This window comes from Pseudomonas sp. TH04 (genome assembly GCF_016651355.1).
Lineage (GTDB): Bacteria > Pseudomonadota > Gammaproteobacteria > Pseudomonadales > Pseudomonadaceae > Aquipseudomonas > Aquipseudomonas fluorescens.
On sequence record NZ_JAEKEA010000001.1, the window covers coordinates 6,043,538 to 6,062,512 of the forward strand.

Consider the following 18,975-nt stretch of genomic DNA (forward strand, 5'->3'; position numbering starts at 1 on the left):
CAGATCGCCTCCTTTTTGGGGGGCGATCAATGTGCCTTTCAGGGCCGCTTCGCAGCCCAGCGCGGGGGAAGCCCGCTCACCACAGTAGTCATTCCAAATTTAGACCCCTAGCGATGTTGAAACCGAGGTAACGAAGCAATCCTCAATTTGGGTTCCTGCAGGCGTGCCAGGTCGGTTGCAATCTGTGCGCGCCAGAAGTGCGCGCCCGCCAGTTGTGCATCCACCCAGGCTTGGCGCAGCAGGACCTTGGCCTTGTCCTCTGAACCGCAGTCGCCCTGGCGCAGGGTCAGTTGCGCCTTGATCCGCAGTATTTGCGGTACAAACCAACACTCTTGGCGGCCGACAGCCACTTGCAGTGTGTCTTCCAGTACTTCCAGGGCAAGTTGCTCCAGGCCCAGCCGCGCCAGGCCCAGCGCGTATTCAGAGCGCAGCAGGCTATGGAGCTGGCTGTCGCCCTGGCCTTGCAGATGGTGCAGCGCCTCGCCCAATTGCGGCACGCCTTCTTCCGGCGAGCCTTGGCGGATCAGCAGGATGCTTTCGAAGCAGCGGCGAAATTGCCGCCAGATATGCAGGTCCTGGCAGGTGGTGCTGTCTTGCAGCAGGCCCAGGTAGTAGTGCATTTTCGGCAGGTTGGACGTAAGCAGGGCCAGGGGAATCGCGCCCAGGCACAGGGTGTACCAAAGGGTTGCCGGGTGGTCGAGTGAGACCGCTTCGTCGACGCAAGCGCCGATCAGGCGCAGTGCCGGGTCGACCTCGCCTTCGAGCAGTTGCACCTTGGCCTTGAGGCAACGGGCGGCGATGCGCTGGTCAAAATGCACGTCGATGATGTGCGAGCGCGGTGCCGACGGTGAGCCGAGGGCTTCGTCGATATTCTGTCGCGCGCCCTGCAGGTCGCCCATATGAAACAGTGCCACGGCGCGCATGCGTTTGCCGAGCAATTGCTGGTTACCGCTGCTGTTCAAGGCCAAATAACGCTCGGCCAGCTCCAAGGCTTCGGCATATTGGTTGCAGCCACAGCGGTCGGTCCACAGCCCCCACAAGGCGCGCATTTTGTGTTCGGCGTCGCCGAGGTCGCGGGCGTCATCACGAACCTGGCGCCAGGCTTCGCGCATCTCCCCACCGGTGCCGTAAGTCAGCATCAGCACACTGGCCAGAGCCGTGTGCAGCAACATGCGTTGGCGCAGCGGCAATGGGGTGATGGCGTTGCTCGCCAGGCCCTTGGCGACCCAGGTGCGGCATTCGCTGACCAGCGACAGACGCAGCCACAGCGGCACTCCGCCCAGGGTCAGTTCGATTGCCAGGGGCAGGTCGCCGTTGGGTGAATAGGCCCAGTCCAGGGCCGAGCGGATGGTGCTGTTTTCGGGGCCGTAGAGGGCGACCCAGGTTTCCGGCGACAGGCCATCCAGGGTCTGCCCGGCTTCCTGCAACATGCCGAGGGCATACCGCGCGTGACGCAGGCTGGTGGCATTGACCTCGCCCTGTTCGGCGAGTTTTTCCAGGGCATAGGCGCGGGTGGTTTCCAGCAGGCGATAGCGCTTGAGCAACTGCGATTGACCGGCGATCAGCAATGACTTGTCCATCAGGCTTTCGAGCAACGGCAGGGCGTTGCGTGGGTCCAGGCTGCTGTCGGCCGTCATGGCCTTGACCGCATCGAGGGTGAAGCAGCCGGTAAACACCGCCAGTTGGCGCAACATGGCCTGTTCGTCGCCACTGAGCATCGAGTAGGTCCAGTCCAGTGTGGCGCTGAGGGACCGGTGACGAGCGAGGGCAGTGCGCCGGCCGGTCATTTGCAGCCGAAAGCTGCCGTCGAGCAGGCCGACCAGATCCTGAATGCCAAAGGTGCGTACCCGTGCGGCGGCGATCTCGATGGCCAGCGCATTGCTGTCGAGTTTGCGACAGATGGCGCTGACTGCCGACACATCAGCATCGTTGAACTCAAAGCTGGGGTCGAGGGCGCGCACGCGTTCCACAAACAGGCGCACACCAGACCAGGCCAAGGCTTCGCTGGCACTCAGGCGCGCCTGTTCGTCAGGCACTTGCAGCGGCGCCAGGTCGTGCACCCGTTCGCCTTCGGCGCGCAACGGTTCGCGGCTGGTGGTCAGCACGTAGCATTGTGGGGCGCTGCTCAGCAGGGTTTCCACGGCGTCGGCGGCGGCCGGCAACACGTGTTCGCAGTTATCCAGCACCAGCAGCAAACGGCGGTCGGCCAGGGTCGCCGCGATGCTGTGGAGCGGGTTATCGCTGATCGTCTGGATGCCCAGGGCGCTGGCGAGTATGCCGGCCACCCATTGCCCGCTGGTGGCGGGCGCCAGGTCCACAAAGCAGGTGTCCAGCGTGAACGCACGGGCCAACTCGCGGGCCACCGCCAGGGCGACGGTGGTTTTGCCGATGCCGCCCGGGCCGGTGAGGGTGACGAAGCGCTGGCTGAGCAACTGGTCGGCAAGGCTGGCGATCAGCGTGTCGCGGCCGATCACTTCGCAGGGCAGCCGCGGCAGCGTGAGTTCCTCGGCCCGGGCATAGGGGACCGGCAGGGTTTCTTCGCTGGCGGTTTGCACGGTGACCGGTGCCACAAAGCGATAGCCTCGGCCCGGCACGGTGACGATATAACTGAAGTTGCCATCGTCGCCCAGTGCCCGGCGCAGGGCGACGATCTGCGCACGCAGGTTGCATTCCTCGACGACCACCTTGGGCCATGCGTAGGCGATCAGCTCGGCTTTTTCCAGTAATTCGCCGGCGCGCGTCGCCAGCGCAATCAACAGGTACAGCGCACGGCTACCCAGGGTCACGGGCTCACCGTTGCGCAGCAACACGTGCTGTCTTGCCAGTAACAGAAAGGGGCCAAAGCCGAGGACGCTCTCAGCGGGCGCCGGGGTGGGGTGGTCTGCATCCATATAGGACACTGCGTGGTTCTTGCTCGAGCTCATCAATTCGTCCTTTTTATAGTCGGGCTTGTTATTGACCATCAGGCCATTCGCCTTTTTTTGGGGTACAGATGTGCAGCAGCAGTCTTGGAAAGTTGATGTCGATCAAAGGGTCAGAAAAGCCGCCCTCCTTTGGGGCGTATTCGTTGTTATGGGTGTGTCGCGAATCCTGTCTCAGTGGATGAGACTGTCTCAACCCTGAAACATTTTATTACTGGAAATAGTGCTAAAGCAGAATGTATGCCAGTTGGCATGTAACAAAGATGACAACAACCGCATGAAATTTATGGTGATTTTCAGGTTGGTCGGGGCGGTTGAAGCGGATTTGTTCGGAAACACGAATATTTCTAATTGTGTCGTTCGGGATGCCGAATAAAACCGCCGTGGGGTGGCGGTGATGAATCGGTTTTGGGGGCCAAACGTCTCCATGCACCACCGTGGTACATCGGTATGACGTTCTGACAGATTGCTGATACGAACCGGACTGCGCACCCCTCGCGCCTTGGCCACACCCAGCCAAGTCAGCCGATATAGGGATGAAGCGCGACGGCGAATCAACACCCTCGGCGTACATGAAAATTCCGACAGCCAGGCAATTGTCCACTGAAAAAAATCCGCGCGCCCCGTACTCTAGAGGCCTTTGTCACCTGCGCGGATTGTTCATGTCCTCTGTTGCCGATGGGTTGCCCCTCAATAAACGCCTGCCCGCCGTCATCGCCATCTCCCTGGGGATCGGCATGGCGACCCTGGACACGGCCATCGTCAACACAGCGTTACCGACGTTGGCCGAAGGCATCGGCACCGACTCGGCCTCGGTGATCTGGGTCGTCAACGCCTATCAGTTGGCGATTATTGCCACGGTGTTGCCGTTCGCGTCGTTGAGTGATGTGCTGGGGCACCGCCGGGTGTATCTCGGCGGGTTGCTGCTGTTTATTGTCTCGTCGTTGTTTTGCGGGCTGGCCGGGTCGCTGTTGACCCTGACGGCCGCGCGCGTGGCGCAAGGGCTCGGTGCGGCGGCGGTGATGAGCGTGAACACGGCGTTGCTGCGGCATATCTACCCCTCGAAAATGCTCGGGCGCGGCTTGGGCTATAACTCGTTGGTCGTGGGCTTGGCGTTCACCCTCGGGCCCACGGCCGCGTCGGCGATTCTGTCGGTGGCGACCTGGCACTGGCTGTACCTGATCAACGTGCCATTGGGCTTGTTGGCATTGGGCCTGGGTCTGCGTTCATTACCGACGCTGCCGATGACCGGGCATGCGTTCGACCGCCTCGCCGCGTTGCTGTGTGCCGGGCTGTTTGCCTTGTTGGTGCTCGGGCTGGGTACGGCGGTACACGGTGCCCAAGGCGCACTGACCCTGGGCCTGATCGCTGTGGCGCTGGTCTGCGGCGTGCTGTTGTTGCGTCGGCAGGCCGGGCATCCGGCGCCGATGCTCGCCCTGGACCTGTTCAAGCGGCCGGTGTTTGCGCTGTCGTCCCTCACCGCCATCTGTGCGTTCAGCGCCCAGGGCCTGGCGTTTGTGTCGTTGCCGTTCCTGTTGCAGGCAGTCCTCGGCCATAGCCAGGTGGAAACCGGTTTTCTGATGACGCCGTGGCCTGCTGTGGTTGCGGTGATGGCCTTGGTGGCGGGGCGGTTGGCGGATCGGGTGTCTTTGGGCGTGTTGTGCGGTATCGGCCTGTTGATGCTCAGCGTGGGCATGGCGGCGCTGGCGACCTTGGGTAACGAGGCGTCGGCCTTTGACATCGGCTGGCGCATGGCCTTGTGTGGCGCCGGGTTCGGCTTTTTCCAGTCGCCCAACCTCAAGGCGTTGATGACCAGTGCACCGCTCGCGCGCAGCGGCGGGGCCAGTGGCATCGTCGCGATTTCACGCTTGTTGGGGCAAACGCTGGGCGCATCGCTGGTGGCGTTTTGTTTCCATCTGTCCCTGGCCAGCGGCCCGAAATATGCGTTGTGGCTGGGCTGCGTGTTTGCACTGGTGGGCAGCGTGGCCAGCGGTCTGCGCTTGCTGCCCTACGGGAAAAAAGCGTAAACGGCCGTTGTAAATGCGTCGTCGAGGGCGCTAGTGTGGCGGCCTGAATGTTTCGGAATATTTCAGATTTATGTCCAGCCAGGCCCAACGTACTGCTGATCGCACTTCCCGACGTGCCGCACTGACCCTCGCGTTGTGCCTGCCCAGTGACGTGTTGCTCTACCTGCTGCTGCCCATGGAGTCCCAGGCCTTTGGCATCACGCTGGCCCAGGCCGGGGTGTTGCTGGCGGCCAACCGCCTGGTGCGGATTTTCGGCTACCGGCATGTCTTGAATTTCTACGCACGCAACGGCGATCGCCTGACCTGCATGATCGCCGCCGGCGCGGCGACCGTGTGCGCTTTGGGCAACTCAATGTTGTCGGGGTTTGCGGCATTGTTGGGGCTGCGGCTGATCTGGGGGCTGTGTTTCGCCGCGTTGAACCTGTCGACGCAAGTGTTGGCGACTTCCGAACCGGCGGGCGCAGCACGCAGGGCAGGGCGCTCACGGGCGGTGATTGCCCTGGGGCCGATGTTGGCGTTGCCGCTCGGTGGCTGGTTGACCTTATGGGCCGGGCCGCGTCCCATCTTCGTGATTCTTGCCGGCTGCTGCCTGGTCGGCGTGTGGGTGGCGCGCGGGTTGCCCACCAACGGGCATGATTTGCACAGCACAGGGCGCCGCTTCAAGTGGCCGGATAGCGTCGCGACCTGGTCATTTATCGAAGGTGTGGCGCTGGACGGGCTGTTTATCTTTGGCCTGTCGATCCAGGCCCAGAAGATTCTCGGCGGCGACGCGGTGCTGATCGCCGGTGGATTAATGGCCCTGCGCTATGCCTCGGAAATGCTCCTGAGCCCACTGGGTGGCCGCGCGGCGCAACGCTTTGGCGCCACCTCGATGCTGCTGCTGTTCTCGTTTTTGAGTGCCTTGGCGCTGACCGCGTTCGGCAGTTACTGGGTGATTGTCGGCGCGGCCGCTGTGCTGGTGTTACGTGCGTTGCAACTGCCACTGGTCACCACCTTGGTGGCCGAGCGCAACCCGGGCTCGATGCGCGTTTCGGCGCTGGCGTCGAACGCGGTGTGGCGCGATGTCGGCGCGGGCCTTGGGCCGCTGATGGCGGGCCTGTTGCTGCCGGTGGCGTCGGCGCCGTGGGTGTTTGGCCTGGCGGGGGCAGCGATTGCGGTGAGCGCAGTGTTCTGCTGGCGGGCAAAGGTCAGCGGCTGACCGCGGCGTGCGGTCTCAAGCGCTTTTAATGCTGTCCATCCATGCAGGGTCGAAGCGGGTTTGCTCGGTGTCGATCCCCAGCGCCTGCATCTTTGCCGCGTGCGCGTCGATTTCACCGACCAGTTGCGCCTGGGCGCTGGAATTGGCATCCAGCGCATGCATCTGGGTCAGCCCCAAGTGGTAGAAGCGCAGGACCTTGATCGCCGTCGGGTCGTTGGCTTGCACGCGTTCAGTGACCGTGTGCATCACATTGGTCACGCTCATCAGGCTGCGTTTGAGCTGCCAGCCATATACCGCGGGTGCAAGCCAAGGCTGGGTCCAGAATGGGCCGCGCACCAGCGCGAGCGTGATCAATACCCCGGCAAACACGCCACCGACATTGAAGCGAAAGTTATCGCCGCCGGGTTCGCCGAACAGCATCACTGCCAGGCTCGACAGCAGCATCGCCAAGGCGATGAACAGCACGGCCACGATGAGTGTGCTGCGCCGCGTTTGTTGGCGGTAGGTAACGGGGTCGCAGGGTTTGAGCTCGAACATCCGGGGCAGGTCTCAACAGGGCGCGGGGTGGCATCTTCGCATGCTTTGGGCAAACAAGTTGAACGATGAAGCCTGGCGCTTTCTCTAATTTTGTGTAGGCCACCCACTCCCCTTGAGGTGAACGATCATGCCCGAATATAAACAACCCCCCCCTGGCACGCCCAACCCTGACCGCACACCCGGCGAGGAGGAGCGCGACAACGATGCGTTGCGTCCCAACGACCCGGCGGAGCGTCAGGACGATGATGAGCAGCAGGTTGAGCAAGACCTGGAAAACCTGCATGACAAAGCGCGCCCGCTTTAAATAAGGAGGTTATCGTGAGTGATTCCCCCAAAGGCCCGCGATCCAGCGAGCATGCCAGCGGCAAGTATGAACTGGGCTTCGACCCGGATTCCCCCGACGTCGCCGACCCTCAGGTCGACCCGATTGGCCCGGCGATCGCGCCCCTGGACAAGGGCAAGAAACAACCGGCGGAAAAAAAGCCGCCCTACGATCCGTTGGGCGACTTGAAGAAGTAAAGTCAGCCCCGCTATGGCGGGGCGTTTGCTTGTGTGGAGGTACTTACTTGGGCGGAGCCCAGGTGACCTCGGTAATGCCGAACTTCTCCGCCCAGGGGCGGGTGGTTTTTTTCACCTGTTCGTGACCCACGCGCCCAATGCGGCTGACATGCGCAATGTCGGCGTCGACCGCCGCCCAGTGCCAGGCCTCGGCGTTGTTCATGACCTCGGCGCGCACCACAAAGGACTTCGGTTGACCGTGCAGCTGATAGTGGATGGTGTAGATTTTTGCGGTACTCATGTTGCCTCCCTGTCTTGTTATAGATGGATAGGTAAGCGTTCAAAAAGGTTCACTCAAAATGACAACCTGCACACTGTCGCGGCATAGTGACGGCTTCGCCCTGCGCTAAAGGATCGCGCCATGCCCCGTCTGACTCACAGCCAGCTCTTACTGCAACGCCTGGGCTATGACTCGCCGCCACCGCCCACCCTGCAAACCTTGCAAGCGCTGCAACTGCGCCATGTGTGCACCTTCGCTTTCGAGAGCTTGTCGACCTTGCTGCGTGCGGCGGTGCCGATCGATTTGCCCAGCATCGAGCAAAAGGTTCTGCTGGAGGGGCGCGGCGGCTATTGCTTTGAGCTGAACCACCTGTTTCTGGCGCTGCTGCAGGAATTAGGCTTTGACGCGCGGGGGCTGACCGGCTGGGTCGTGATGGGCGGGCCACCGGACGCGCGCACCGGGCGTACCCATCGCCTGAGCCTGGTGACACTGGATGGCGTGCGTTATGTGACCGATGTGGGCTTTGGCGGCATGGTGCCGAGCAGCCCACTGCAGCTGGACACCGAGGCGGTTCAGGCCACGGCTCATGAACCTTATCGCCTGACGTTCAATGGTGCCGACTACACCCTGTGGACCCAGGTGGGCGAGGAGTGGCGGGGTTTGTATGTGTTCGACCTGCAAGTGCAGGCGGACATGGACTACCTCATCGGCAACTGGTACGTATCGACGCACCCGGCGTCAGTCTTCGTCGGGCAGTTGAAGGCCGCGCGTCTGGCACCGGGCAAACGGTATACGTTGAACAATGCCAACTATGCTCTGCACAGTCTCGACCAACCGAGCGAAAAGCGTGTCATCGAGAGCGCCGATGAGCTGATGAGCTTACTGCATGAAACCTTCGGCATTCGCTTGCCGGCCCATCCGCAGCTGCGCGAGACGCTTGCTGGCCTGGTGCTCGCACACTCGCAGGCGTCTTGACATAGACGCCGTCGCGCCAACGTTTTACCTGCAGGCCGATGCACAACACCAAGTGACCTGAGCGCTGTTTTCTGAGCGCGCTCAGGCTGGCCCAGGCCCGCCTGAGCGGCCAGCGGCTGGGAGCAGGCGACCATGTTGTTGCCCATGACGGGCGAGCGCGCGGACGTGTAGGGTTGGCTGTAATCCAGGTCATCCAACCTGCGTGGCCCTCTTTTGGCAGTGGTCAGTTGTTGCGCCCGGTGCGACACGTAAACCGTCCGCGAGCAGGATGACACACAGGATAGTTGCTCACCGCCAGCGCGGATGCCAGCAACGCAATCGGCGCACGCTGCGCGCTGATGTGCGTTCAATAGACGCCACCGCTCGCTGACTCAATAACGTGTCGCACAATCCAAAACGGCGCCCGAAGGCGCCGTTTTGTTGACTAACGTCCCGCTAGGCGATCAAACGCCCAGCACCGCATGCTGCACCAAGGTGAGCAACGGTTGAGGGTACACACCCAGGAAGAACGCCAGCAGGGCGATTGCCAGCAGCATCACGCCACCGGCTTTTTGTTCCCAGTGCAGCTCGGCGTCCACACGGCGCAGGTTTGGCTCGATCAGGTACAGGGTGACCATCACGCGCAGGTAGTAGAACACGCCGATGGCGCTGCCCAGTACCAGGGACGCAACCAACCACCACTCGTGCGCTTCAACACCGGTAGCGACGATGTAGAACTTGCCGATAAAGCCCGCGGTCAGCGGGATGCCGGCCAGGGACAGCATCATCACGGTGAGTACGGCGGTCAGGTACGGACGGCGCCAGAACAGGCCGCGGTATTCGTACAGGGCGTCGGCGTCACGGCCTTTGTACGGCGAGGACATCAGCGTGATAACGCCGAATGCGCCGAGGCTGGTGATGACGTAGGTGACCAGGTACACGCCAATCGCTTCCACGGCCAGGCCTTTGCTCGCCACCAGGGCGATCAGCAGGTAGCCGAAGTGAGCGATGGAGGAGTAACCGAGCAGACGCTTGAGGTTGTTCTGGGTCAGGGCCAGCAGGTTACCGAACAGGATCGACGCAATCGCGATCACGGTCAGCACGTTGCTCAGCACGCCGGTGTTGGCGGCAGGGGAGATCTGGAACAGACGCACCATCACCGCAAACACGGCAACCTTCGACGCTGTGGCCAGGAACGCCGCCACCGGCGCCGGGGCGCCTTCGTACACGTCCGGGGTCCACAGGTGGAACGGCACCAGGGAGAGCTTGAACGCCAGGCCGATCAGCATCATGGCCAGGCCCAACTGGGCGATTGGCGCAGGCATGCTGGTGGTTGCCAGGGCGTGACCGATACCGGTGAAGCTCAGGCTGCCGGCTTCTGCGTAGAGCAGGGCCATACCGAACAACAGGAACGCGGAACCGGCGGCCGAGAGCACCATGTACTTGATGCCGGCTTCCAGGGAGCGCTTGTTGAAGAAGGCGTAGGCCACCAGGCCGTAGGTCGGGATCGACAGCAGTTCCAGGCCGATGAACAAGCCCGCGAGGTGCTGCGCGCTGACCAGCACGATGCCACCGGCCGCAGCCAGCAGGATCAGCAGGTACAGCTCCTCCTTGTTGCCAGGGTAGCCGGTGCCGCCTTCGCCGAGGTAGGCATGCGCGAGGGTCACGCAGGCCAGGGTGGCGACGAGGATCAACGCGATATACAGCAGCGCGAAGTCATCGATCATCATCAGCGGGGTCACGGCCAGTGGCGCGACTTTAAGGGCCGGAATGATCGACAGCAGGGCCAGGTTCAAACCGGCACAGGACAGCAGGAACGTTTGCGAGTGATTGCGGCGCCAGGCGATCGCCAGCATCACCACCACAATGGTGAGGCTGGTAATCAGCAGCGGCGCAAGCGCGATAAAGTGTTGGATCGTGAATTCCATAGCGCTCTTACCGTGCCGAAGCGAGTTGAGTGAAGGCGGTGCTGAACCACTGCTGCACGCCATGCATCGTCGCGGCAGAAGTGTCCAGGAACGGTTGCGGGTACACGCCGATGTAGATCAGCAGCACCGCAAGGCCGAGCACCATGATCAGTTCGCGAGCATCCATCCCTTGCAGGACGGTGTCGGACTTGGCCGGGCCGAAATAGGCGCGGTGGATCATGATCAGCGAGTAAACCGAACCGAACACCAGGCCGGAAGTCGCAATGGCACTGATCCACGGTGTGTGCACGAACGAACCCATCAGGATCAGGAACTCGCCGATGAAGTTGCCGGTGCCCGGCAAGCCCAGGGAGGCGGCGGCGAAGAACAGGCTGATCGCCGGCAGGTAAGCGATGCGTGACCACACGCCACCCATTTCACGCATGTCACGGGTGTGCAGGCGCTCGTACAGCTGGCCACTGAGGATAAACAGCGCGGCGGCCGAGACACCGTGGGCCAACATCTGGATCACTGCGCCTTGCAACGCCAGCTGGCTGCCGGAGTAGATGCCGATCAGTACGAAACCCATGTGGGAAACGGACGAGAAGGCGATCAGACGCTTGATGTCGGTTTGGGCGAAGGCCAGGAACGCACCGTAGAAGATCCCGATCAGACCCAGGGTCATGGCGATCGGCGCAAACTCGGCCGAGGCATTCGGGAACAGCGGCAGGGCGAAACGCAGCAGGCCGTAGGCCGCCGTTTTCAGCAGGATACCCGCCAGGTCCACGGAACCTGCGGTCGGCGCCTGGGCGTGAGCGTCAGGCAACCAGGAGTGGAACGGCACCACCGGCAGCTTCACCGCGAACGCGATGAAGAAGCCCAGCATCAGGATGTACTCGGTGGTCAGGGACATCTTGGTTTTCAACAGGTCGGCGTAGTTGAACGTGATCACGCCCGTGCTGTTGAAGTTGACCAGTACCAGACCCAGGATCGCCACCAACATGATCAGGCCGGAAGCCTGGGTGAAGATGAAGAACTTGGTCGCCGCGTAGATCCGGGTTTTCTTGCCGTCCGAAGAACTGTGACCCCAGAGCGCGATGAGGAAGTACATCGGCACCAGCATCATTTCCCAGAAGAAGAAGAACATGAACAGGTCGAGGGCGAGGAACACGCCGACAACGCCGCCCAGGATCCACATCAGGTTCAGGTGGAAGAAGCCCACGTGACGCTGAATCTCTTTCCAGGAGCAGAGTACCGAGAGGATACCCAGCAGGCCGGTCAGCAGGATCATCAACAGCGACAGGCCGTCGAGGGCCAGGTGCACGTTGATGCCGAAGCGCTGGATCCACACGTGCTTGAATTCAAGCGCGAAGGTCGGATCGACACCCGGTGCCGGAGCAAATGAATAGTCGCCATGGGCCCACAGCCAGAGGCCGAGCGCGAGTTCCAGGGACATGGTCAGCAACGCAATCCAGCGGGGGAGGGTGGCGCCGAAGCGTTCACCCATCCAGCAGAGCAGGCCGCCGATAAAGGGGATCAGGATTAGCCAGGGCAGAATCATGACGGGCTCGTTTCCTTTTGCAAGTTCGCAAAGTACGCAATGTTCATAGTCATACCGCTACCACCACGATGGCGCCGATCACCAGCACGGCGCCGACGGCCATGGAAGCTGCATACCAACGCAATTGGCCCGTCTCGCTGCGGCTCAGGGCGGTGTGACCGGCCTTGGCGGCGCGCGGGATCAAACCGATGGTCTGGTCGAGCGGGTCTCTGCGCAGTACATGGCTGATCGCAAGGTAAGGCTTGACGAACAGTTTGTCGTAGATCCAGTCGAAGCCCCAGGCGGCGAACCACCAGGCCGAAAGGAAGCGGCCAATGCCACTGTTGGCGACGGCGGTCACGAAGCGACGCTTGCCGAGGAACAACAGGGCCGCCAGCAGGATACCGGCGATGGCGATAGCGCCGGAGGCGATCTCCAGGCTGTGCTTGGCAGCGCCGCCGGCATGCCCAGCGCTTTCCGGCAATACACCGGCCAGTGGCGGGGTGATCATGGCGCCGATGAAGGTCGACAGGATGATCAGCACCGACAGTGGCAGCCAGTGGGAGATACCGTGGCCTGCGTGTGCTTCGGTCTTGGCTTCACCGTGGAAGGTGATGAAGATCAGGCGGAAGGTGTACAGCGAGGTCATGAAGGCACCCACCAGACCTGCGTAGAGCAGATTCTGGTTACCGCTGGCAAAGGCTTCCCAGAGGATTTCGTCTTTGGAGTAGAAACCGGCGGTCACCAACGGCAGGGCAGCCAGTGCCGCACCCCCGACGATGAAGCTGGCGTAGGCCAACGGCAGTTTCTTCCACAGGCCGCCCATCTTGAAGATGTTCTGCTCGTGGTGGCAGGCAACGATCACCGCACCCGAAGCAAGGAACAGCAGCGCCTTGAAGAACGCGTGGGTCATCAGGTGGAAGATCGCCGCGTCCCAGGCGCCAACGCCCAGGGCCAGGAACATGTAGCCGATCTGGCTCATGGTCGAGTAGGCGAGGATACGCTTGATGTCGGTCTGCACCAGCGCGGCGAAGCCGGCCAGTACCAGGGTCACGCCGCCAACCAGGCCCACCAGGTGCAGGATTTCCGGCGCCAGGGTGAACAGGCCGTGGGTACGGGCGATCAGGTAGACACCGGCGGTGACCATGGTTGCGGCGTGGATCAGTGCGGAGACCGGAGTCGGGCCGGCCATCGCATCCGCCAGCCAGGTTTGCAGCGGCAGTTGTGCGGATTTACCCACAGCGCCACCCAGCAGCATCAGGGTCGCCAGGGTGATCCAGAAATCACCGACCTGGAACTTCTGCGGTGCCAGCACCAGCAGTTCCTGGATGTTCAGCGTGCCCACTTGTTGGAACAGGATGAACAGGCCGATGGCCATGAACACGTCGCCGATGCGGGTGACGATAAAGGCCTTGAGTGCCGCGTTACCGTTGTTGCGGTTGCTGTAGTAGAAACCGATCAACAGGTACGAGCACAGGCCCACGCCTTCCCAGCCGAAGTACAGGAACAACAGGTTATCGCCGAGGACCAGGAACAGCATGCTGGCGATAAACAGGTTGGTGTAGGCGAAGAAGCGCGAGTAACCGGCTTCGCCGCGCATGTACCAGGACGCGAACAGGTGGATCAGGAAGCCTACACCGACGACCACGCCAAGCATGGTGATCGACAGGCCGTCGATGTAGAGGGCGAAGTTGGGCTTGAAGCCCTCCACCGACATCCACTGCCACAGTACCAGGGTGTAGTGGCCGCCTTCCGGCGGCGCCACGTTGAATTGCCAGATGACATAGGCGGCGACAATCGCCGACAGGCCAATGGAGCCCACACCCACCAGGGCAGACAGGTTTTCCGACCAGCGTCCACGGGAGAACGACAGCAGCAGGAAACCGATCAGGGGAAATACGAAAGTCAGAAAGATCATGTTCATCCGCGCATCTCACTGGCAGCGTCGATATCAAGCGTGTGGAAGCGACGATACAGTTGCAGCAGGATCGCCAGGCCAATACTGGCCTCGGCGGCTGCCAGGCTGATCACCAGGATGAACATGACTTGTCCATCCGGCTGGCCCCAACGTGCACCCGCAACGATGAACGCCAGTGCTGCGGCGTTCATCATGATTTCCAGGCTCATCAACACGAACAGAATGTTACGGCGGACCATCAGGCCGACCAGGCCAAGGCAGAACAGGATGCCGGCGACCGCCAGACCATGCTCCAAAGGGATAGCAGGCATCGTCATTGCTCCTTGGCTTCGTTGCGGCCCAAGTGGAAGGCGGTGATGGCTGCCGCGAGCAGCAGCATCGAAGCCAGTTCGACCACCAGCAGGTACGGGCCGAACAGGCTGATGCCCACGGCCTTCGCGTCTACGGTGGTGTGGCCGATGGCCTGGCCGCTCTGGTGAGCGAACAGCACATACAGCAGTTCACCCAGCAGCAGGGCGGCCAGGACAACCGGGCCAAGCCAGATGCCGGGTTTGAGCCAGACGCGCTCCTGGGCGACCGAAGCCGGCCCCAGGTTGAGCATCATCACCACAAACACGAACAGCACCATGATGGCGCCGGCGTAGGCAATCACTTCCAGGACACCGGCGAACGGTGCGCCGAGGCTGAAGAAGGTCATGGCCACGGCGATCAGCGAAATGATCAGGTAGAGCAGGGCGTGCACGGGGTTGGTGTTGGTGATCACGCGAAGCGTGGACACCACTGCAATACCCGACGCGAAATAGAAAGCGAATTCCATCTTTCTTCCTTAAGGCAGCAAGCTCTTCACGTTGATCGGCTCGGCTTCGTTTTGTGCGGCGCCTTTCGGCTTACCGGCAACGGCCATACCTGCAACACGATAGAAGTTGTAATCAGGGTTTTTACCGGGACCAGAGATCAACAGATCTTCTTTCTCGTACACCAGGTCCTGACGTTTGAACTCGGCCATCTCGAAATCCGGTGTCAGCTGGATCGCAGTGGTCGGGCAAGCTTCCTCGCAGAGGCCGCAGAAAATGCAGCGCGAGAAGTTGATGCGGAAGAAGTCCGGGTACCAGCGACCGTCTTCGGTTTCAGCTTTCTGCAGGGAGATGCAGCCTACCGGGCACGCCACGGCGCACAGGTTGCAGGCTACACAACGCTCTTCGCCATCGGGGTCGCGGGTCAGCACGATACGGCCGCGATAGCGCGGCGGCAGGTACACCGCTTCTTCCGGGTATTGCAGGGTGTCGCGTTTGCGGAAGCCGTGACCGAACACCATCACCAGGCTTCGCAACTGGGTACCGGTACCCTTAACGATGTCGCCAATATATTTGAACATGGGTCAAATCCTCACTGAACCGCGCCGGCTGGCGTGTTCAACAACACAACGGCAGCCGTCACCAGCAAATTGATCAGGGTCAGCGGCAGGCAGAATCTCCAGCTGAAATCCATCACCTGGTCATAGCGCGGGCGCGGAATAGAGGCGCGCAGCAGGATGAACAGCATGATGAAGAACGCCGTCTTCAAGAAGAACCAGAAGAACGCCAGTTGCGGCAAGATGTTGAACGGACCGTGCCAGCCGCCGAAGAACAGCGTGACCAGCAGGGCCGAGATCAAGATGATGCCGATGTACTCGCCAACGAAGAACATGCCCCATTTCATGCCGGCGTATTCAATGTGGTAACCGTCGGCCAGTTCCTGTTCCGCTTCCGGCTGGTCGAACGGGTGACGGTGAGTCACGGCGACGCCAGCGATGAAGAAGGTGCAGAAGCCAAAGAACTGCGGAATGATGAACCACAGGTTCTGCGCCTGGTACTCGACGATGTCGCGCATGTTGAACGAGCCGACCTGCACCACGATGCCCATCAGCGCGAGGCCCATGAACACTTCGTAGGACACGGTCTGGGCCGAAGCCCGCAAGCTGCCCAGCAGGGCGAACTTGTTGTTACTCGACCAACCGGCGAACAGCACCGCGTAGACCGACAGACCGGCCATGGCGAAGAAGAACAGCAAGCCGATGTTCAGGTCCGCCACGCCCCAGGTCGGGGTGATCGGGATAACGGCGAAGGCGATCAGCAAGGCGCTCATGGCCACGACCGGTGCCAGGGTGAAGATCACCTTGTCGGCAAACGGTGGGGTCCAGTCTTCCTTGAAGAACATTTTCAGCATGTCGGCGGCGATCTGGAACATACCAAACGGGCCAACGCGGTTCGGACCGTAACGGTCCTGCCACCAGCCCAGCAGGCGACGCTCGACGAAGCTGAGCAGGGCGCCCGCGACGACCACGGCCAACAGGATCACGATGGCCTTGACGACCGAGATGATCACGTCGATCACTTCAGGGGTGAACCAGGTCATTGCGCTGCCTCCTGCAGACCGTCAACGGTTTGGCCAAAGATCGCAGGCGGGATACCGGCGAGGCCTTTCGGCAGTGCCACCAGACCCGCACCCAACTCGTCGTTGATACGCAGCGGCAGACGCAGGGTCTTGCCACCGACGTTCAGGCTGAGCAGGGCGCCGTCGTTGACACCCAGGCGATCGGCTTCGGACTTGGCCACGGACACGTAGGCGGCCGGAATGCGCTCTTGAACCGGTGCGGCTTTGGAAGAGGTTTCTTCGCTGCCGAACAGGTGGAAGAACGGCACAACCTGCCAGGTGCCCTGGGCCGGGTTGAACGGACGCGGGACGGCGGCGAACCAGTTCAGCGCATCACCGGTGCTTTCGATCAGGCGGGTGCCTGGGTCGCCAGCGCGGATATGACCACCGACTTCGTCCTGGAACTTGTTCCAGGCCTGCGGCGAGTTCCAGCCCGGCGACCAGGCAAACGGCACCTGTTGACGCGGCTCGACCGAACCCGAATAACCTTCCATGGAGAAGGCGAACGCGGTGTCGTTGTCCTGCGGTGTACGCGGTTCGTGCACGCTGATGTCAGCACGCATGGCGGTACGCCCGGAGTAACGCAGCGGCTCACGGGCCAGCTTCATGCCCTTGATGCGGAACGCGGCGGACGGTGCCGCGTCGACAATGCGCGCCAGTTGCGGGGCGCTTGCGGCGACGGCTGCGGTGACGTGGTCGAGCTGGGTCCAGTCGAGTGGCTGGTTCAGCAGGGTCGAGCGCAGGGCATGCAGCCAGCGCCAGCCTTCGTGAACCAGGATGCTGGCGTCCATGTATTTCGGATCGAACACCTGGAAGAAGCGCTGGGCACGGCCTTCCTGGCTGACCAGGGTACCGTCGCCTTCGGCGAAGGTGGCGGCTGGCAGCACCAGATCGGCACGCTCGCTGGTGGCGGTCTTCTGGTGATCGGCAACGATCAGCACCTTGGCGGCGTCCAGCGCGGCGTCAACCTTGGCCGAATCGGTGCGGGTGTACAGGTCGTTTTCCAGTACCACGATGGCGTCGGCTTTGCCGTCGGTCACAGCCTGCAGGGCGGCGTCGAGGGACTCGCCACCGAGCATGGCCAGGCCAAGGCTGTTGGCTTCCGGCACAACCAGGCTGATGGAACCGTTCTTGTCGCGCAGCTTGAGGGCTTTGGCGATGTTGGCGGCGGCTTCGATCAGCGCCTTGGAACCCAACGAGGTGCCGGCAATGATCAATGGACGCTTGGCGGCCAGCAGGGCGTCGGCGATGCGCTGGGCCAGTTCCGCGGCTTCCGTGTCCAGGCCTTCGACGGCAGGCGCGCTGGCATCGAGGGCGTGGGCCACGGCGAAACCGATACGCGCCAGGTCATCCGGCGCGGCGTGCACGCATTCTTCGGCGATGTCGTCGAGCTTGGTTTCAGCCAGGCTTGCGATAAACAGCGGGTTCAGCGCGTGCTGGCCGATGTTTTTCACCGCGGCGTCAAGCCAAGGCTGTACGCGCATGGCGTCGGCCATGTCTTCGGCCTTGCCTTTGACCGACTGACGCAGCGACAGCGCGATACGCGCAGCGGTCTGGGTCAGGTCTTCGCCGAGGACGAAGATCGCATCGTGGTCTTCGATGTCGCGCATGTTCGGAACCGGCAGCGGGCTGTCGTTCAGCACCTGCAGGACCAGGCGAATGCGCTCCAGCTCAGCGGCTTCGATACCGGAGTAGAAGTGCTCGGCACCGACCAGCTCGCGCAACGCGAAGTTGCTTTCGAGGCTGGCGCGTGGCGAACCGATACCGACGATGTTGCGGCCGCGCAACAGGTCGGCGGCTTTATCCAGTGCTTCGTCGGTGCTCAGCTTGGCGCCACCGGCCAACAGCGGCTGGCGTGGGCGGTCTTCGCGGTTGACGTAGCCATAGCCGAAACGGCCACGGTCGCACAGGAAGTACTGGTTGACCGAACCGTTGAAGCGGTTTTCGATCCGGCGCAATTCGCCGTAGCGCTCGCCCGGGGAGATGTTGCAACCGCTGGAGCAGCCATGGCAGATGCTCGGTGCGAACTGCATGTCCCACTTACGGTTGTAACGCTCGGAGTGCGTCTTGTCGGTAAACACACCGGTCGGGCAGACCTCGGTGAGGTTGCCGGAGAACTCGCTTTCGAGCACGCCGTCTTCAACGCGACCGAAGTACACGTTGTCGTGGGCGCCGAATACGCCCAGGTCGGTGCCGCCGGCGTAGTCTTTATAGAAACGCACGCAACGGTAGCAGGCGATGCAGCGGTTCATTTCGTGGGAAATGAACGGGCCGAGGTCCTGGTTCTGGTGAGTGCGCTTGGTGAAGCGATAACGGCGCTCGTTGTGGCCGGTCATCACCGTCATGTCTTGCAGGTGGCAGTGACCGCCTTCCTCACAGACCGGGCAGTCGTGGGGGTGGTTGGTCATCAGCCATTCGACAACGCTGGCGCGGAACGCCTTGGATTCTTCATCTTCGATGGAGATCCAGGTGTTGTCGGTGGCTGGGGTCATGCAGGACATGACGATACGACCACGGGTGTCGTTTTCGTCGGTGTACTGCTTGACCGCACACTGGCGGCAGGCACCCACGCTACCAAGCGCGGGGTGCCAGCAGAAATAAGGGATGTCGAGGCCTAGTGACAGACATGCCTGTAACAGGTTGTCCGCCCCATCGACTTCGAGCGCTTTGCCGTCTACGTGGATAGTGGCCATGGTTCAAAGTTCTTCGTTGGCCCGTTGTCAGCGGGCGTGGCTAATGGAATCTTGTTATTCATGTGCATCTACACAGCCATACAGGCGTCA

Annotated in this window: 16 protein-coding genes; 5 read left to right on the forward strand and 11 right to left on the reverse strand. The window is 62.0% G+C overall.

Features of this window, described 5'->3' with window-relative positions; translation table 11 throughout:
* Window positions 1-107: 107 nt before the first annotated feature.
* Complete coding sequence (locus JFT85_RS27295) at window positions 108-2,924, reverse strand: ATP-binding protein (protein ID WP_176152376.1); 2,817 nt, start codon at window positions 2,922-2,924, stop codon at window positions 108-110.
* Between the two features lie 659 nt (window positions 2,925-3,583).
* On the opposite strand from JFT85_RS27295, the gene JFT85_RS27300 reads away from it, so the two are divergent.
* Window positions 3,584-4,948: an MFS transporter gene (locus JFT85_RS27300; RefSeq protein ID WP_053256852.1), complete on the forward strand. Its 1,365-nt coding sequence runs from the start codon at window positions 3,584-3,586 to the stop codon at window positions 4,946-4,948.
* A 70-nt stretch (window positions 4,949-5,018) separates the two neighbouring features.
* Window positions 5,019-6,146, forward strand: a complete 1,128-nt coding sequence (locus JFT85_RS27305; RefSeq protein ID WP_053256851.1) for an MFS transporter — start codon at window positions 5,019-5,021, stop codon at window positions 6,144-6,146.
* A 15-nt stretch (window positions 6,147-6,161) separates the two neighbouring features.
* Here the strand turns inward: JFT85_RS27305 and JFT85_RS27310 are convergent, their stop codons facing one another.
* Window positions 6,162-6,683 carry a DUF3087 domain-containing protein gene (locus tag JFT85_RS27310; RefSeq protein ID WP_053256850.1) on the reverse strand — a complete coding sequence of 174 codons (522 nt, stop codon included), beginning with the start codon at window positions 6,681-6,683 and terminating at the stop codon, window positions 6,162-6,164.
* A gap of 127 nt (window positions 6,684-6,810) precedes the next feature.
* Between JFT85_RS27310 and JFT85_RS27315 the strand changes: the two genes are divergently transcribed.
* Complete coding sequence (locus tag JFT85_RS27315; RefSeq protein WP_167422768.1) at window positions 6,811-6,987, forward strand: hypothetical protein; 177 nt, start codon at window positions 6,811-6,813, stop codon at window positions 6,985-6,987.
* Between the two features lie 14 nt (window positions 6,988-7,001).
* Window positions 7,002-7,202: a DUF6021 family protein gene (locus JFT85_RS27320; protein WP_069552847.1), complete on the forward strand. Its 201-nt coding sequence runs from the start codon at window positions 7,002-7,004 to the stop codon at window positions 7,200-7,202.
* A 43-nt stretch (window positions 7,203-7,245) separates the two neighbouring features.
* On the opposite strand, the gene JFT85_RS27325 is transcribed toward JFT85_RS27320, so the two are convergent.
* A complete protein-coding gene (locus JFT85_RS27325; RefSeq protein WP_053256848.1) occupies window positions 7,246-7,482 on the reverse strand; it encodes a DUF6555 family protein in 237 nt (78 codons plus the stop codon).
* Between the two features lie 120 nt (window positions 7,483-7,602).
* Here JFT85_RS27325 and JFT85_RS27330 point away from each other — a divergent pair, with 120 nt between their 5' ends.
* Window positions 7,603-8,436, forward strand: coding sequence for an arylamine N-acetyltransferase family protein (locus JFT85_RS27330; protein WP_201230758.1), 834 nt, complete (start codon window positions 7,603-7,605; stop codon window positions 8,434-8,436).
* 443 nt (window positions 8,437-8,879) lie between these two features.
* On the opposite strand, the gene nuoN is transcribed toward JFT85_RS27330, so the two are convergent.
* From nuoN to nuoG, 8 genes are read right to left on the reverse strand one after another with little or no spacing between them, the layout of a single operon-like run.
* Window positions 8,880-10,343: an NADH-quinone oxidoreductase subunit NuoN gene (gene nuoN / locus JFT85_RS27335; RefSeq protein ID WP_053256846.1), complete on the reverse strand. Its 1,464-nt coding sequence runs from the start codon at window positions 10,341-10,343 to the stop codon at window positions 8,880-8,882.
* A gap of 7 nt (window positions 10,344-10,350) precedes the next feature.
* Complete coding sequence (nuoM, locus tag JFT85_RS27340) at window positions 10,351-11,883, reverse strand: NADH-quinone oxidoreductase subunit M (protein ID WP_053256845.1); 1,533 nt, start codon at window positions 11,881-11,883, stop codon at window positions 10,351-10,353.
* A 49-nt stretch (window positions 11,884-11,932) separates the two neighbouring features.
* Window positions 11,933-13,786, reverse strand: a complete 1,854-nt coding sequence (gene nuoL / locus JFT85_RS27345; protein ID WP_053256844.1) for an NADH-quinone oxidoreductase subunit L — start codon at window positions 13,784-13,786, stop codon at window positions 11,933-11,935.
* On the reverse strand, window positions 13,783-14,091 hold the full coding sequence (gene nuoK, locus JFT85_RS27350; protein WP_003174727.1) for an NADH-quinone oxidoreductase subunit NuoK: 309 nt from the start codon (window positions 14,089-14,091) through the stop codon (window positions 13,783-13,785). Before nuoK ends, nuoL begins: the two co-directional genes overlap by 4 nt.
* Window positions 14,092-14,093: 2 nt before the next feature.
* Window positions 14,094-14,597, reverse strand: coding sequence for an NADH-quinone oxidoreductase subunit J (gene nuoJ, locus JFT85_RS27355; RefSeq protein WP_003174726.1), 504 nt, complete (start codon window positions 14,595-14,597; stop codon window positions 14,094-14,096).
* A gap of 9 nt (window positions 14,598-14,606) precedes the next feature.
* Window positions 14,607-15,155 carry an NADH-quinone oxidoreductase subunit NuoI gene (gene nuoI / locus JFT85_RS27360; RefSeq protein WP_003174725.1) on the reverse strand — a complete coding sequence of 183 codons (549 nt, stop codon included), beginning with the start codon at window positions 15,153-15,155 and terminating at the stop codon, window positions 14,607-14,609.
* 11 nt (window positions 15,156-15,166) lie between these two features.
* On the reverse strand, window positions 15,167-16,174 hold the full coding sequence (gene nuoH / locus JFT85_RS27365) for an NADH-quinone oxidoreductase subunit NuoH (protein ID WP_053256843.1): 1,008 nt from the start codon (window positions 16,172-16,174) through the stop codon (window positions 15,167-15,169).
* Window positions 16,171-18,885: an NADH-quinone oxidoreductase subunit NuoG gene (gene nuoG / locus JFT85_RS27370; RefSeq protein ID WP_069552849.1), complete on the reverse strand. Its 2,715-nt coding sequence runs from the start codon at window positions 18,883-18,885 to the stop codon at window positions 16,171-16,173. The genes nuoH and nuoG overlap by 4 nt, the downstream gene beginning before the upstream one ends.
* Window positions 18,886-18,975: the final 90 nt, after the last annotated feature.